The organism is Curtobacterium sp. 320 (assembly GCF_031455235.1).
Classification (GTDB): domain Bacteria; phylum Actinomycetota; class Actinomycetes; order Actinomycetales; family Microbacteriaceae; genus Curtobacterium.
Genome location: NZ_JAVDSI010000017.1, coordinates 20212 through 32998 on the forward strand (window position 1 = coordinate 20212; position 12787 = coordinate 32998).

Annotated in this window: 12 protein-coding genes; 6 read left to right on the plus strand and 6 right to left on the minus strand. The window is 71.2% G+C overall.

Going from position 1 to position 12787, the window contains the following annotated elements; genetic code table 11:
- The first annotated feature begins 12 nt into the window (after positions 1-12).
- Positions 13-2472 carry a glycoside hydrolase family 3 C-terminal domain-containing protein gene (locus J2X60_RS17030; protein ID WP_309889162.1) on the plus strand — a complete coding sequence of 820 codons (2460 nt, stop codon included), beginning with the start codon at positions 13-15 and terminating at the stop codon, positions 2470-2472.
- Between the two features lie 419 nt (positions 2473-2891).
- Here the strand turns inward: J2X60_RS17030 and J2X60_RS17035 are convergent, their stop codons facing one another.
- The gene (locus J2X60_RS17035; protein ID WP_309889164.1) at positions 2892-3908 is read right to left on the minus strand and encodes an LLM class flavin-dependent oxidoreductase; all 1017 of its coding nucleotides are present in this window, start codon (positions 3906-3908) and stop codon (positions 2892-2894) included.
- A gap of 120 nt (positions 3909-4028) precedes the next feature.
- Between J2X60_RS17035 and J2X60_RS17040 the strand changes: the two genes are divergently transcribed.
- The 3 genes from J2X60_RS17040 (at position 4029) to J2X60_RS17050 (ending at position 7484) form a co-directional block, all read left to right on the plus strand.
- Entirely contained in the window at positions 4029-6617 is a 2589-nt protein-coding gene (locus J2X60_RS17040) for a DUF3516 domain-containing protein (protein ID WP_309889166.1), read from the plus strand.
- A complete protein-coding gene (locus tag J2X60_RS17045) occupies positions 6617-7165 on the plus strand; it encodes a GNAT family N-acetyltransferase (RefSeq protein WP_309889168.1) in 549 nt (182 codons plus the stop codon). Before J2X60_RS17040 ends, J2X60_RS17045 begins: the two co-directional genes overlap by 1 nt.
- A 67-nt stretch (positions 7166-7232) precedes the next feature.
- Positions 7233-7484 carry a DUF6458 family protein gene (locus J2X60_RS17050; protein ID WP_079237130.1) on the plus strand — a complete coding sequence of 84 codons (252 nt, stop codon included), beginning with the start codon at positions 7233-7235 and terminating at the stop codon, positions 7482-7484.
- A gap of 16 nt (positions 7485-7500) precedes the next feature.
- Here J2X60_RS17050 and J2X60_RS17055 read toward each other — a convergent pair whose 3' ends face one another.
- Positions 7501-8022 (minus strand): ribonuclease H, encoded by a 522-nt coding sequence (locus J2X60_RS17055; RefSeq protein ID WP_070417909.1) that lies wholly within the window; start codon positions 8020-8022, stop codon positions 7501-7503.
- Positions 8023-8085: 63 nt separating this feature from the next.
- On the minus strand, positions 8086-8913 hold the full coding sequence (locus J2X60_RS17060) for a hypothetical protein (protein WP_309889170.1): 828 nt from the start codon (positions 8911-8913) through the stop codon (positions 8086-8088).
- 203 nt (positions 8914-9116) lie between these two features.
- Between J2X60_RS17060 and J2X60_RS17065 the strand changes: the two genes are divergently transcribed.
- Positions 9117-9455, plus strand: coding sequence for a hypothetical protein (locus J2X60_RS17065; protein WP_309889172.1), 339 nt, complete (start codon positions 9117-9119; stop codon positions 9453-9455).
- Here the strand turns inward: J2X60_RS17065 and J2X60_RS17070 are convergent.
- The 3 genes from J2X60_RS17070 to J2X60_RS17080 form a co-directional block, all read right to left on the minus strand.
- The gene (locus J2X60_RS17070) at positions 9452-10027 is read right to left on the minus strand and encodes a hypothetical protein (RefSeq protein ID WP_309889174.1); all 576 of its coding nucleotides are present in this window, start codon (positions 10025-10027) and stop codon (positions 9452-9454) included. The two genes, J2X60_RS17065 and J2X60_RS17070, sit on opposite strands and share 4 nt — an antisense overlap.
- A gap of 19 nt (positions 10028-10046) precedes the next feature.
- Complete coding sequence (locus tag J2X60_RS17075; protein ID WP_309889176.1) at positions 10047-10865, minus strand: aldo/keto reductase; 819 nt, start codon at positions 10863-10865, stop codon at positions 10047-10049.
- A 121-nt stretch (positions 10866-10986) separates the two neighbouring features.
- A complete protein-coding gene (locus J2X60_RS17080) occupies positions 10987-12192 on the minus strand; it encodes an MFS transporter (protein WP_309889178.1) in 1206 nt (401 codons plus the stop codon).
- Between the two features lie 356 nt (positions 12193-12548).
- Between J2X60_RS17080 and nrdH the strand changes: the two genes are divergently transcribed.
- Positions 12549-12782, plus strand: coding sequence for a glutaredoxin-like protein NrdH (gene nrdH / locus J2X60_RS17085; protein ID WP_022904483.1), 234 nt, complete (start codon positions 12549-12551; stop codon positions 12780-12782).
- Positions 12783-12787 lie beyond the last annotated feature (5 nt).

Consider the following 12787-nt stretch of genomic DNA (forward strand, 5'->3'; position numbering starts at 1 on the left):
ACCGTGACTACCGTGGACGACGTGACCACCGCCTCCAGTACGGCCGAGCGCATCGAGGCGCTCGTCGGCCAGCTGACCACCGACGAGAAGGTGCAGCTCCTGACGGGGCGCGACTTCTGGACCACCTGGCCGATCGAGAAGATCGGGCTGCGCCGCATCCTCATGTCGGACGGCCCGTCCGGCGTCCGCGGTGAGGTCTGGGACGAGCGCGACCCGTCGCTGAACCTGCCGTCCGCGACGGCGCTGAGCGCTTCGTGGGACCGCGCGATCGCGAAGCGCTACGGCGCCGCAGCGGCCGTCGAGGCCCGCCGCAAGGGCGTCGACGTCGTCCTCGGCCCGACCATCAACCTGCACCGCTCGCCCCTCGGCGGCCGGCACTTCGAGGCGTTCAGCGAGGACCCGGTGCTCACCGGCGACCTGGCGGCGTCGTACGTCGAGGGCGTGCAGGAGAACGGCGTCGCCGCGACCCCGAAGCACTACATCGCGAACGACTACGAGACCGACCGCTTCACCGCGTCCACCGAGGTCTCCGACCGTGGCCTGCGGGAGCTCTACCTGCTCGCGTTCGAGAAGGCCGTGACCGAGGCGCACGCCTGGGCGATCATGTCGTCGTACAACTCGATCAACGGCGTGACCGCGTCCGAGAACGAGCTGCTCGAGACGCCGCTGAACTCCGAGTGGGGCTTCGACGGCATCGTCGTCTCCGACTGGACCGGCGTCCGCTCGGTCGACTCGGCGAAGGCGTCCCAGGACGTCGCGATGCCCGGGCCGAACCAGTGGTGGAGCGAGGGGCCGCTGCTCGCCGCCGTGCAGTCCGGCGACGTGCCGATCGAGGCGATCGACCGGAAGGTCCGCCGCATCCTCACCCTCGCCGCCCGCGTCGGCGCACTCGAGGGCTTCGAGCCCGTGGCCGCGCAGCCCGTGCACGTCGAGGACGGCGTCGCGTTCGTCCGCGAGGCCGAGGCCGAGGGCACCGTCCTCGTCCGCAACATGGGCGTGCTGCCGCTCGACGCGCCCGCCGTCTCACGCATCGCCGTGATCGGCCACAACGCCGACCAGGCCCGCACGCAGGGCGGTGGCTCGGCCACGGTCGTGCCGTCGCAGGTCGTCTCGCCGCTCGACGGGATCCGTTCGGCGTTCCCGGGCGCCACGGTGGACTACGCGATCGGTGCCGTCGTGCAGGAGGGCATCGCGGAGTTCCCGCTGTCCACCATCACCAACCCCGGCACCGGCGAGCCCGGCGCCCGCGTCGCGTTCGTCAAGGACGGCGAGGAGCTGTACGTCGAGGACCGCCGTGCCACCGCGCTGTTCTGGTTCGGCGGCGACGCCCCCACGCGCGAGGCCGACCGGCTCGACATCACCACGACCTACACCGCGCCGTCCACCGGCACGGTCCGGATCGGCATCGGCGCAGCGGGTCGCTCGCGCATGTGGATCGACGGCGAGCTCGTGCTCGACGAAGACGTCCCGTTCGAGGGCGACCAGCTCGGCGCAGCGTTCCTCAACCCGCCGGCACGGTCGGTGCCCGTGTCCGTGACGGCCGGCCAGCAGGTCGCGATCCGCATCGAGTACGACGTCGTCCAGGACGAGACCCTCGGCGGCGTGCTCGCGTACCAGTTCGGTACCGAGCCGAGCGACGAGGACCCGTCGGTGCTGATCGACGCGGCCGTGGCTGCCGCGACCGGGGCGGACATCGCCGTCGTCGTGGTCGGGACCAACTCGAAGGTCGAGTCCGAGGGCTACGACCGCTCCTCGCTCGCGCTCCCCGGTCACCAGGACGACCTGGTCCGCGCGGTCGCCGCGGCGAACCCGAACACCGTGGTCGTCGTGAACGCCGGCTCGCCGGTCGAGATGCCGTGGCGGAACGACGTCGCCGCGGTCCTGCTCACGTGGTTCGGCGGACAGGAGTACGGCAACGCGCTCGCCGACGTCCTCACCGGTGCTCGCGAGCCGGGCGGCCGGCTGCCCACCACCTGGCCGGTCGCGATGGCGGACGTGCCCGTGCTCGACGTCACCCCGGTCGACGGGAAGGTGTCCTACGACGAGGGCGTGCACATCGGCTACCGGGCCTGGCTCCGCGCGGGCACCGAGCCGGCGTACCCGTTCGGCCACGGACTCGGCTACACGACCTGGACGATCGACGGCGTCACCGCGACGCCGACCGTCCGCGAGGGCGACGCGGTCATCGTCACCGCGACCGTCGCGAACACGGGCGACCGGGCCGGCAAGCACGTCGTGCAGGTCTACGCCTCGCGGGAGTCCTCGGCGGTCGACCGTCCGGTCCGCTGGCTCGTCGGCTTCGCGCCCGTGCGGCTCGACGCGGGGGAGTCCACCGAGGTCTCGATCGAGGTCCCGGCCCGGGCGTTCGCGCACTGGGACGGTGCATGGGCCCACGAGTCCGGCACCTTCACGCTGCACGTCGGCGCATCGGTGTCGGACGAATCCGGCACCGTGACGGTCCAATCCGCGTGAAGTCGTCCGGTTTCCGCGCTGACGCCGTGATCATTCAGTAACATCGATCTGCGCCAGGCGGCTGGTTACCGTCGGCGTGCGCACCGAGAACGGGGTCGCCATGCGTGCGACACGGTCTCCTGATCCGGCCGATGGAGCCCTGGTGGCCCTGGTGCGTCCAGAATGCGTCCCCGCGTCCGCGCGGGGACGCATTCGTTCGTTCCGGCAGATGCCAACCGGTTGACTTCTTCCCGCCTGGGAGAAGCCAGTGAACGAACGTCACTTTTCCGGTCCACCAACCGCAATCCGGTGTGACAAACCACTCGGTAGGTGGAACGATGGGTGCACCATCCCGTGCGGATCAGGGACGAGATGGTCATCCGGTCGGGCTCCCGGGGGAACTCACCAACCCCCGGCGCGGGCCCGCCGGATGCCCCGCATCAATCCGCTCGGACGATGGGTGCCACGTCCTCGGCGACGATGCGCAGGATCCGCTCGTGCGACGCGGCGTCACCGTTCGCGGGCAGGGTGATCACGAGTTCGTCGGTCGACCGCACGGCCGGGTCGGCGAGCAGCGCGTCGACGATGGCCGACGGCTCGCCGGAGACGACCTTGCTGAAGCGGAACGGCGGGTTCCCCGAGAGCGGGCGCCCCTCGTCGTCCATGCCGCTCGCGTACCCGGTGAGGAACTCCTCGTGCACGGCGCGGTCGTGGTCGTCGAGCAGCGGGACCACGATCCGGCCGACGGCGACCTTCGGGGTGCGGTCGGGGTGCAGCTGGGCGAAGCGCTCGCGGTACGCGGCGATCTGGTCCGCCTGCGCCTCGGCGAACGGCGCACCGGTGTCCTCGGTGTTCAGGGTCGAACAGTGCAGCAGCAGGCCCTTCTCGGCCGTCCGCACCGCGGTGCCCATGCTGCCGCCGCCCCACCACACACGGTCGCGGAGTCCGGGACTGAGGGGCTGCAGCGTCAGCTCGGCACCGGCCGGGATGCTCTCGTAGCCCGTGCCGGCAGTGCCGAGCGGCTCGCCCTGCAGCACCTCGAGCAGGCGGGACGCGCGCGCCTCGGCCTCGTCGCGGAAGCTGCGGTCGGACGCGCCGAACACCGGGTCGAGGATCGGGCCGTAGCCCGCGATGCCGGTCGAGATGCCGAGCTGCACGCGGCCGTCGCTGAGGAGGTCGACGGTGCTGGTGTCCTCGGCGAGGCGGATCGGGTCCTCGTAGCGCATGCCGAGGACCGCGGTGCCGAAGCCGATCGAGCTGGTCCGCTGGGCGGCGGCCGCGAAGAAGGTCATCGGGCTGGTCAGGAATGGCTCGAAGTGGCGCCCGCGGACCCAGCCGGTGCCGTACCCGAGCGACTCAGCGGTCTCGAAGAGCCGCAGGCCGTCCTCGAGGGCAGCGGCGGCGCCGGCCGTGCCGCCGTGGTTCGGGACGAAGGAGAGGAAGCCGAGTTCGCGCACGACGTGAGTCTATGCGCGCGTATCGAGCCGCGCCTCCCGTCGCGTCTGACCGACGGGAGGCGCGGCTCGGCGCCGCCCCGCGCCTCCCGTCCGTCATCACCTACCTGGGAGGATGGTGCCATGACCGACGTCACCACCCAGCCCCCGCTCGTCGCCGCCCTGCCGGCGGCGGTCGACGGTGTCGTCGACCCGGACGCCGTGTACGAGGCGTTCGCGGCCTGGGCGGCCGAGGGCGGGCGCCCGCTGTACCCGGCGCAGGACGAAGCCGTGATCGAGCTCGTCTCCGGCGCCAACGTCGTGCTCTCGACGCCCACCGGCACCGGCAAGTCACTCGTGGCCGCGGGGGCGCACTTCGCCGCGCTCGCCGAGGGGAAGCGGAGCTACTACACGGCGCCGATCAAGGCACTCGTCTCCGAGAAGTTCTTCCAGCTCGTCGAGCTGTTCGGCGCCCAGAACGTCGGCATGGTCACGGGCGACTCGAGCGTCAACGCCGATGCCCCGATCGTGTGCTGCACGGCGGAGATCCTCGCGAACCTCGCGCTCCGGCAGGGACCGGACGCCGACGTCGACGTCGTCGTGATGGACGAGTTCCACTACTACGGCGACCCCGACCGCGGTTGGGCGTGGCAGGTGCCGCTGCTCGTCCTCGAACGGGCGCAGTTCCTGCTCATGTCCGCGACGCTCGGCGACGTCACGACCATCGCGGACGACCTCTCGCGCCGGACCGGACGGCCGACCGCGCGGGTCACCGGAGTCTCGCGTCCGGTGCCGCTCGAGTACGAGTACGTGATGACGCCCGTGCAGGAGACGGTCGAACGGCTGCTCGAGGAGGGCAAGGCGCCGATCTACATCGTCCACTTCGCCCAGGCCGCCGCACTCGAACGGGCGCAGGCGCTCATGTCGGCGCGCGTCGCGTCACGCGAACGCCGAGACCAGATCGCCGAGGCCATCGCCGGGTTCCGCTTCAGCGCCGGGTTCGGGCAGACCCTGTCCCGACTCATCCGGGCGGGCATCGGCGTCCACCACGCCGGCATGCTCCCGAAGTACCGGCGGCTCGTCGAGCAGCTCGCCCAGCGCGGGCTCTTGCCGGTGATCTGCGGCACCGACACCCTCGGCGTCGGCATCAACGTGCCGATCCGCTCGGTGCTGCTCACCGGGCTGACGAAGTTCGACGGCACGAAGATGCGGCAGCTGTCCGCTCGAGAGTTCCACCAGATCGCCGGTCGTGCCGGTCGTGCGGGGTACGACACCGAGGGCGACGTCGTGGCCGAGGCGCCGGAGCACGACATCGAGAACGCCCGGGCGGTCGCGAAGGCCGGCGACGACCCGAAGAAGAAGAACAAGATCAAGCGGAAGAAGGCGCCGGACGGCTTCGTGTCGTGGGGCCAGGCGTCGTTCGAGCGGCTCATGGCGGCCGAGCCCGAGCCGATGGTCTCGCGGATGCGGATCACGCACGCGATGGTGCTCTCCGTCGTCGCGCGCGGCGGTTCGGCGTTCGAGTCCGTCCGGTCGCTGGTCTTCGACAACCACGAACCCCGGTCACGGCAGCTCGCGATGGCCCGGCGGGCACTGACCATCGCGCGGACGCTCATCAACGCGCGGGTGATCGAGAAGGTCGACGGGGAGTACCGGCTGACCGTCGACATCGCGCCGAACTTCGCGCTCAACCAGCCGCTCTCGCCGTTCGCGCTCGCGGCGTTCGAGCTGCTCGATCCTTCGTCTCCCAGTTACGCGCTCGACATGGTCTCGATCGTCGAGGCCACCCTCGACGACCCGCGGGCGATCCTCTCGCAGCAGCAGTTCAAGGAGCGCGGCGAGGCCGTCGCCCGGATGAAGCAGGAGGGCATCGAGTACGACGAGCGGATGGAGCTGCTCGAGGAGGTCACGTGGCCCAAGCCGCTGGACGAGCTGCTGACGGCCGCCTACGAGGCCTACGCCGCCGAGCAGCCGTGGGTCCTCGACTTCGCGCTCTCGCCCAAGGCCGTCGTGCGCGACATGTACGAGCGGGCGATGACCTTCGGCGACTTCGTGCGGTTCTACCAGCTCACCCGCTCCGAGGGGCTCGTGCTCCGGTACCTGTCCGACGCGTACCGGACCATGCGGCAGACGATCGCCGACGAGCAGCGCACCCCGGAGCTCGACGACCTGGTCGAGTGGCTCGGCGAGGTCGTCAAGCAGACCGACTCCTCGCTCGTCGACGAGTGGGAGGCGCTGCTGAACGGTGACGTCCTGCTCGCGTCGGAGGAACACGAGGAGATCGCGCCGCCGCAGCTCTCGCGGCTCACCGGGAACCCGCGGGCGTTCCGGGTGCTCGTGCGCAACGCCCTGTTCCAGCGGGTGCTGCTCGCCGCCGCCGACGACGTCGCCGGACTCGCGGCGCTGGACGGTGCGGCGGGCTTCGGCGAGGACGCGTGGGACGCCGTGCTCGAGGAGTACTACGAGGCGCACGACGAGATCGGGACGGACGCCGACGCCCGGTCCATGCAGTACCTGGTGCTCGACGAGGCCGGGGCCACCGGGGTGTCCGGGGCGGCGGGCTCAGCGCGCGTCTGGCGTGCGCGGCAGATCTTCGCCGACCCCGCCGGCGACAAGGACTTCGGGTTCTCCGCCACGATCGACCTCGACGCCTCGGACGAGGCGGGTGAGGCCGTGGTGCGGGTCACCGAGATCGGTCGCTTCGACGGCTGGTCGGACGTGGACGTCGACTGATGCCCGTGGTGCGCGAGCTCGGAGGCTCCTCGGCCGACGGTGACGTCGCCACGCTGCAGGACCTGCTCGAGTCGGTGCCGGACTACGCGTTGCGGATCACCGGGTACCCGCCGGGGCCGTCCGACGGGCTGAGCGCGCTGCTGTCGGTGCCGGACGGGTTCGATCCGGCGGGGAAGGTCGGGCTCGGGCTGTGGGAGGGGGAGCGGCTCGTGGCGTTCGCGGACGTGCTGCTCGGGTACCCGTCGCCCTCCGTCGCGTACATCGGGCTGCTGGTCGTCCGAGGGGGCGAGCAGGGTCGGGGCCTCGGGCGGGCGATGCACGACGCGGTCGTCGAGCGGGTCCGGGCGGCGTCGGGGCGCTCGGGCATGGAGCGCTCGCGCCTGGAGTGTTTGCGTGTGGAGCGTTTGCGCCTCGGCATCGTCGCGTCGAACGCGGCGGTGGCGGAGCCGTTCTGGCGGGCGCTCGGCTACGAGCCGACGGGGGAGGAGAAGCCGTACCGGTACGACCACCTCGTCAGTACGGTCGCGCTCTGGGAACGGGCGCTCTGACGAACGGGTAGGTTCGACGCCAGTCCCGGGCCGATCGGTCCGCGACCAGGATCGAGAGGACCCCACCGTGCGCATCGGATCGAGCATCGCCCTGATCGTCGTCGGCGCCATCGTGGCGTTCGCCCTGAACATCCAGCTCGCGGGTGTCGACCTGCGCCTGATCGGCTACATCCTCATGGCAGCGGGCGTGGTCCTGCTCGTCATCAGCCTCGCAGTGGCGTTCGGCGGACGTCGTACGACGACCACGACGCGGAGCGGGGTCGACCCGGCGTCCGGGGAGCAGATCACGCGTCAGGATCGTCGCGACGGCACCTACTGAGCGTCGCGCGGCTGCATCAGAACAGGGTCGCGGGCGGGGTCGCCTCGGGCAGCGCGGCCGGCTCGGTGACCTCGACCCCGGGCCACCCCGGGCCGTGCGGCACCTCGGTGCCCTGCTGGTAGGCGGTCGCGGCACCGCGGGCGCGGACGTCCGCCGCCTCGTTCATCTCGTGCCCGACGTGGCCGCGGACCCACTCGAACGTGACCTTGCGGCCCTGCAGCTCGGCGTCGAGCTCCTTGATGATCTCGACGTTCAGCACGGGCTTGCCGTCGGCCTTCCGCCAGCCCTTCCGCTTCCAGCCCGCGAGCCACTCGGTGCACGCCTTGATCGCGTACTGGCTGTCGCAGAGGATGTGCAGCGGCTCGCCGGTGTCCTTCGTGGCGCGGAGCAGCTGGAGGACGGCGGTCAGCTCGCCCTGGTTGTTCGTGGCGTTCGGCCACCCACCGGCGGCCCAGCGGTCGTCATCGACGTACCAGGCCCAGCCGGCCGGGCCGGGGTTGCCGAGGGCTGAGCCGTCTGCTGCGGCGACGATCGTCACGGTGGGACCTCCTGCGTGTGGCGAGTGCTGGTCAACCGTAACGGACCGGACCGCCCCCCGGCGTCAGCGGTTCGCGGGGGAGATGTTGAGGGTGGCGTCCTCGTTGAGCCACTTGTCGCCGCGGAGCTCGAGGTAGGGGTTCATCCACTCGAACTGCGCCGGGGTGACGCCGAAGCGCTTCGACACCGTGGTGAGGTCGTCGCCGTGCGACACCATGTACCAGGTGGGCGTGCCGTCGACGTCCTGCACGTACCCGTACGCACCCGGGCGGGCCTTCCCCACGGTCACGCGCAGGTCCGGGTAGGGGTTCGGGATCTTCCACGTCAGCGTGCCGACCGCGAGCACCGAGCCGACCCACGGGCGGTCCGCGTCGCTGCTGCCGTCGCCGGACGACATCGGCACCAGGACGGCGCTCGCGAGGTAGTCGGGCCGTGCGCCGGCGTCGAGCGTGTACGAGTCGGGCGGCCCGGACGCGCGGTCCCACTGCACGAACCCACGGGCGACCGCGTCGTAGCCGTCCTGGAACCCGGCGACGCGGTGGCGGAACTGGATCGACATCGGCTGCGGGTTCGTCGTCCGGTAGTCCGAGAGGTGCACCGTGAACACGCCGTCGGCATCGGCCGTGACCCGCACGTGGATCGACGTGTCCCCGGTCTTCGACACGACGTCGGTCTCGGCGGCGACCGTCCCGGCAGGGAGGACCTGCTCGGGGGTCGGGGAGGCGGTGGGCGTCGGTCGCTCGGTGGCGTCCGGTCCCTGCACGGCCAACCGGGTCGGACTCGGCACCGGATCGGGTCCGCTGAACACCGAGCAGCCGGTCAGCCCGATGGCTGCGACCGCCGACAGCAGCGCCACCGCAGTCGTCCGTCCCCTCGTCACCGCTCGTCGCATGATCCCCCTCGTCCCCGGCCGGCGTCGGATCTCGCCTGGCTCGCGGCGATCGTAGCGTGGGGTCGAGGCGCGTTCCGGGCTCGTGACCGGATCGGTACCGATGCTGCGGGATCGAGCGGTCGCCCTCGGGCGGACCACCGGTCGGGTGCGTCGATCGGACTGCCGGGGACGTCGCTCGGGCAGCGAGGCCTACGGTCGGCGCCATGAGCGACAGCACCCCCGACGTCCCGGGCCCCGAGCACTCCGACGACCACGCACGCACCGACGCCCTGCGCGAGGCCGCACACCACGAGGGCGCGGACGGCGTCGGGGAGCGTGAGCAGCGCGCGGCCGACACCTCGTACAGCCCGTCGAGCGAGCGGGAGACCGAGGCGTCGCAGACGTCGCAGCGCGATCGTGCCGACCTCGAGGCGGACGGCATCGACCCCTCGCGGATCGTCGCCGCTCCGGGCACGGGTGGCGCCGACGACGCGGGCGACGTCGAGCCGGAGCCCGGCGACCTGCACCTGCCGTGGCAGTCGGAGGAGGACCGCCGGGGCTAGCTCGCCACCCGGTCGAGTTCGCGGACGAGCTCCTCACCGTCGCGGACGTCCCAGAACGCGAACGGCTGCGGGCCGAAGGCGAACGCGTCGAGACCCGTGTTCGCGTAGAGGCGTGCCGCTCCGGAACCACTGACGAACGCTTGGAGCCCGGATGGCTGGCCGGTGTTCCACTCCACCGAGCAGTGCTGCCGGTCCTTGCTCCACGTGATCGTCCGGTCGGTGCGGCCCACCGAGACCTCCCGCGAGCCTCGAGGCGTGATGACGAGCGCTCGGCGAGACGTCACCGCGTACACCGTCGTGCGCTTCCGGTGACCCTTCAGCAGGAACCGGCCGAAGACGAAGAACAGGCCGAGCAGGATGAAGACGCCCCCGAAGACGAGGAAGAACGCCGGTGCGCCGGACGTCGCGGCGGTGACCTCCCAGTACACGGCGAACCCGCACCAGAGCACCGAGAAGGGCACCAGGAACACGTCCTGTCCGGCGAAGAGCTTCGCCGGGTCGCTCGTCCCCGCCCAGTACAGGTGCTCGTCCGGCCGGAGGTGTTCACGCGCGGTCTGTTGAGGATCGTTCACCCCGAAGAACCTACGCGCGTCAGGACACCGAGTCCGGGTGGGACCCCGTGCGCTGCCCCGACTCGAGCGACGCGATCGCCGCCAGGTCGTCGTCGCTGAGCACGAACCCGTCGACGTCGAGGTTCGACCGGATCCGCGACGGCGTCACCGACTTCGGCAGCACCACCACCCCCTGCTGCACGTTCCACCGCACGAGCACCTGCGCCACGCTCACCCCGTGGGCGTCCGCGATGCCGGTGAGCACCGGCTCGTCGATGAGCCGCCCGCGTCCGAGCGGCGACCAGGCCTCGGTCACGATCCCGTGCTGGGCGTGGAATGCCATGAGCTCACGCTGCGGCAGCCATGGGTGCCGCTCGACCTGGTTCACCGCCGGGACCTCGCCCGTCTCGTCGATGAGCCGTTCGAGGTGCGGCACCTGGAAGTTCGACACCCCGACGCTGCGCGCGCGCCCCGACTCGCGCAGCTCGACGAGGGCGCGCCAGGTGTCGACGTAGCGGTCGTTCGCCGCGGCCGGCCAGTGGATCAGGTAGAGGTCGACGGTGTCGAGCCCGAGTCGCTCGAGGCTCGCGTCGAACGCCCGCAGGGTCGCGTCGCGCCCCTGGTGGTCGTTCCACACCTTGGTCGTCACGAAGACGTCGTCACGGTCGAGCCCGGAGGCGCGGATCGCCTTCCCGACGCCGGTCTCGTTGCCGTACATCTCGGCGGTGTCGACGTGCCGGTAGCCGGCGCCGAGCGCGAGACCGACCGCCGTCTCGGCCTCGGTGTCGTCGACCTTGTAGACGCCGAAGCCGATGGCGGGGATCGATGCGCCGTCGCGGAGGGGGACTGAGGTGACCATGCACCCATCCTGCCGATCGTGGCGGGGGTGCGCCGCGCCTCCAGGCTGGGCGTCGCACCACGTGATCGACGTGACACGCGTCGATCGACACGTGGGACGGCGAAACACGCGTGTTTGCGCCCTAGGTGGGGATGTTCACCGGCTCGGTGTCGGGGATGGGGCTCGCGTCGCGACCACGCAGGTCGGGCAGCCAGCGCCTCGTGACGAGCGGGAGGGCGACGCCCGCCGCGGCCATCACGGCACCGACCATCATCCCGCCGGTCGCGCCCTGGCTGTCGATGAGGAACCCGGCGACCGCGGAACCACCCGCTGCACCGATGAGCTGGCCGGTGCCCATCCAGCCGTACGCCTCGGCCGTGTCGGAGAACTTCACCGTCGCCGAGACCGAGCCGAACATGACCGCGAGGGCCGGAGCGATGCCCGCGCCGGCGATGACCAGGGCGAGGCAGAGCCACCAGAAGTCCGTGCCGCCCACGGCGAGGGCGAGTCCGACGAACACGATCGACATGCGCGTCCAGAGGGTGTTGCGCGAGATCGGCAGGTGGCCGAGCGTGAGGCCGCCGATGAGCGAGCCGATGGCGAACACGGCGAGGACGATGCCGGCGTTCGGGCTGCCCTCGCCGAAGACGCTCGTGACGCTCGCTTCGACCGCCGCGCAGGCCCCGATGAGGAGGAGGCCCGTGAGGGTGGCGACGACGACCGACGGCCGCTTCAGCACCACGCCGAACGCTCGCTTCGACCGCGGGATGCGGACCCGGCCGAGCTCGGGGGAGGCGATGAACCACGTGCCGCCGACGACGAGGAACACCATCGCGACGACGATCGCCTGGACCGTGCCGATCTGCGTCGCGACGAAGGTGGTGATGACCGGGCCGGCGACCCAGATGAGCTCCTGCGCGCTCGCGTCGAGGGAGAAGAGGGGCGTGAGCTGCGACGAGGTCACCATCTTGGGGTAGATGGTGCGCACCGCCGGCTGCACGGGCGGGACGGCGAGGCCGCCCAGGAACCCGACGACCACGTAGGCCCACAGCGGCATGACGAAGAACGCGATGACGGCCATGCTCACGAGCGCGACGAGGCTCGTCAGGATGAGCACCGGCCGCATGCCCCAGCTGCCCATCCAGCGGCTGGTGAGCGGACCCGCGATCGCCTGCCCGATGCTCGTCGTCGCGAGCACGAGTCCGGCGGCACCGTACGAGTCGAAGACGTGCTCGACGTGCAGCAGGTAGGCCAGCGACAGCATGCCGAAGGGGAACCGTGCGGTGAGCTGCGCGGCGATGACGCGACCCACGCCGGGAGTCTTGAGGAGGGGGCCGTACGTGCTCACGAGACGAGTGTACGGACCGGACGGACGGCCCTGTCACCCGTCCGGGGGAGGTGTGGACGGCGAGCTGCCCGCGACACGCCGACACGCTGATTCCACACATGTGGATCGACGCTGTCCACGGGTGTGGGGAAGTGTCGGTGGTCCGCTGGAGAATGGCGGAATCACGGGCCTCTCCGAGCTGTTCACACTGTGGAGGAGCTTGTGGAGAACTACACGGCTGTAACACTTCCTCTTGTGGTCGGTGACTCCGCCAGCCACTAGATGTAGTGTGGAGGCATCGCAGCGGCCCCTCCCGGAACCTGCTGCACACAGGCACCAGTACAACCACCACAGCAACAGCAGAACCAGGGGAGATCATGGCCGTCACCGTCTACACCAAGCCGTCCTGCGTCCAGTGCACCGCGACGTACCGGGCGCTCGACAACAAGGGCATCCAGTACGAAGTGCACGACGTCTCCACCGACGAAGCCGCGCTCGAGCACGTCAAGAGCCTCGGCTACCTGCAGGCGCCCGTCGTCGTCACGGACGACGACCACTGGTCGGGCTTCCGTCCCGACAAGATCGCGACGCTCAGCGCCGAACTCGCGTAGTTCGA

What these genes read in the sequence shown, in the direction of transcription:
- J2X60_RS17075 (WP_309889176.1), bottom strand. Translation starts at nt 10,865, where the DNA reads ATGGTCACCTCAGTCCCCCTCCGCGACGGCGCATCGATCCCCGCCATC.
- J2X60_RS17040 (WP_309889166.1), top strand. Translation starts at nt 4,029, where the DNA reads ATGACCGACGTCACCACCCAGCCCCCGCTCGTCGCCGCCCTGCCGGCG.
- J2X60_RS17060 (WP_309889170.1), bottom strand. Translation starts at nt 8,913, where the DNA reads ATGCGACGAGCGGTGACGAGGGGACGGACGACTGCGGTGGCGCTGCTG.
- nrdH (WP_022904483.1), top strand. Translation starts at nt 12,549, where the DNA reads ATGGCCGTCACCGTCTACACCAAGCCGTCCTGCGTCCAGTGCACCGCG.
- J2X60_RS17065 (WP_309889172.1), top strand. Translation starts at nt 9,117, where the DNA reads ATGAGCGACAGCACCCCCGACGTCCCGGGCCCCGAGCACTCCGACGAC.
- J2X60_RS17045 (WP_309889168.1), top strand. Translation starts at nt 6,617, where the DNA reads ATGCCCGTGGTGCGCGAGCTCGGAGGCTCCTCGGCCGACGGTGACGTC.